This window comes from Bacillus sp. AP50 (assembly GCF_040492675.1).
Taxonomy (GTDB): domain Bacteria; phylum Bacillota; class Bacilli; order Bacillales; family Bacillaceae_G; genus Bacillus_A; species Bacillus_A cereus.
The window spans coordinates 1-2,324 of record NZ_JBEUTW010000582.1 but is presented as its reverse complement, the minus strand read 5'-3'; the positions used below and the strand labels follow the sequence as shown (position 1 = coordinate 2,324).

Here is a 2,324-nt window from a genome sequence, read left to right as displayed (position 1 = left end):
TGCTCATCACTGTTTGACCATTTTGGATGATTAATTCTATCTTGCAGTTCATCTAGTTCCTTTTGGGATAGGAATGTATATTTCGCATATTGTGGATGCTGAGAAGTTAATATACTCCCAGCGATTGTTATACGAAGCTCTCGGCCATAGCTAGTACCAAATAGTATTCCTACGCCAATAATCATTAAAATAGAAAATAGAAGCAAAATTCGTTTGAAGATTTTTCTTAGATGTTTCATAGTTTTATCCTCCAGCATTCATTACATTCAATAAATCCATTAAAATATTATTTATCTAAAGACAAAAGTGTTTGATTTCCTCATGCCTGAATTCCCCACTATGTTTTAGCAATTAAGGCAACATACTTATTCCGGATTTCGTTTTTTTAGTGTATATTTATAAATTTAATAACGTTTTTGCAACCATGAAGTAAATTATTAATCCTGTTCCGTCAACAAATGTTGTAATAAATGGACCTGAAACAACTGCAGGATCTAGTTTTAATTTTCTTAGAATTAAAGGTAAAACAGCTGCTACAAGAGAAGCCCAAATAACAATAAATAATAAAGTAATTGCTACAACTTGCGCAACTTCTGCTCCAACTCCTAACATATAAGCACGAATGAGCCCAGCTATCCCAAGTGCAAGTCCAAGAAGCATACCAATTGCAAATTCTTTTTTCATTACACGGAAAATGTCTTTAAATTTTAACTCTCCAATACCAATTGCACGAGTAATTGTTGCTACAACCTGTGTTCCTGTATTCCCTCCAGTACCTACTAATAATGGAACAAAGAAAGCAAGGGCAACTACAGTTTCAATTTCGTCTTCAAAATACTTTAATACTGTACCTGTATATGCCTCAGCAACAAAAAGAAGTAATAACCATGGTAGACGTTTTAGAAAAATGCTCCAAATACTAGCTTCAAAGTAAGATTGATTCAATGGTTCACTTCCGCCTAACTTTTGAATATCTTCTGTAGCTTCTGCTTCCATAACATTCATTACGTCATCAAATGTTATAATACCAATCATTTTATTATTTGCTGTTGTGACAGGTATTGCTGCTAAATTATAATTCAGTAGCTTTTTTACAACTTCTTGCTGGTCAACTTCAGCGTGTACTGAAATTACCTCTGGCATCATGATAGTAGATAATATCTCTTCATCTGCTGCTAGTAATAACTCATGTATGGAAACGATTCCCTCAAGAAAACCATGACTATCAAGAACATAACTATAAGATATTGATTCTACATTTTCAGAATGTTCCCTAATGTACTTCAATGTCATTTTTACTGACCAATTTCCTCTAACTGCAACAAAATCACTTGTAACAAGACTTCCTGCCGTTTCAGGTTTGAAAGTCATTAATTTTTTTACGTTATGTTTTGTAATTTTATCTAGATACGCCATTAATTTAGCCTGTTCTTCCGGATGAACCGCTAGAAGTAAATCTACTAATTCATCAATCGGTTGTAAATTCAGTAACTTTTTAGCTTTATTTTCAGATAAGTGAATTAAGATATTATATTTTTCTTCTGCACTCATATATTGAAGAACTTTAGAGCTTTTTAATACAGGAATCGTATTTAGTAATATGACTTGATCTTCAATTGAAAACTGTTTTACTTCTTGCGCAATATCATACGACGGAAGACGTAAAACTTTCTCTGCATCCAAGTTATTTTTGGTTATAAGTAATTCCTTTAATAATTTCTTCATGTTAACTCCTCCTCATATTGCTAAGGGAGACTCTAGAGTTTCATGAGTGGTTTTGTTTTATTTTATCTGTCTTAAATTTTTTATTAGAGCAATAATAGTTACATTGCAATCAATTCATTAGTTAGAATTACCTCCTTTTTGAATATAGACAAGATAAAAATAAATAACATTAAACAGAAAAACCTTTACTCAAAAAGGAGTAAAGGTTTTTTCACAATACAAATAAATGATTATTAAGACAGCTCTGCCGAAATCACAGAGGTGCCTTTCTATCAAATCGTATACCACTCCCTCGTTGAGTTTTAGCACTGTATAGCATAGGTTTTTATAACCAGCTACATTAAGAAGGGCCTTAATCCGACCGTTCCTGTTGACCCATTGGCGTATACAGGAGCCTCACCTAACAAAGTTTATTGAATTACTTCAAAATTTAAACCAGAATTTAATATTTGTCAACTGACTTTCAATTCCATTTATAAAAAAATCTTTTATAGAAAATGAAATTATATTTTATTATAAATTTAAAATTCCCCTTAAAAAACATAGAATTCAAATAGATTTAATTCGAAGAAACGTAATAAAACATATGAAACTTATTA

The 2,324-nt window shown here is 31.5% G+C and carries 1 protein-coding gene, 1 pseudogene and 1 riboswitch; the gene and the pseudogene both read right to left on the bottom strand.

The window, feature by feature from the left end; genetic code table 11:
- Positions 1–239: pseudogene (locus tag ABWK52_RS26890) on the bottom strand (phosphodiester glycosidase family protein); the annotation flags it as partial.
- A gap of 157 nt (positions 240–396) precedes the next feature.
- Positions 397–1,725 carry a magnesium transporter gene (gene mgtE / locus ABWK52_RS26885; protein ID WP_098541299.1) on the bottom strand — a complete coding sequence of 443 codons (1,329 nt, stop codon included), beginning with the start codon at positions 1,723–1,725 and terminating at the stop codon, positions 397–399.
- A 281-nt stretch (positions 1,726–2,006) separates the two neighbouring features.
- Positions 2,007–2,140: riboswitch (M-box (ykoK) riboswitch) on the bottom strand.
- Positions 2,141–2,324: the final 184 nt, after the last annotated feature.

Bases quoted from the DNA above. Each gene is read 5' to 3' on its own strand.
- mgtE (WP_098541299.1), bottom strand. From the start codon at position 1,725: ATGAAGAAATTATTAAAGGAATTACTTATAACCAAAAATAACTTGGAT.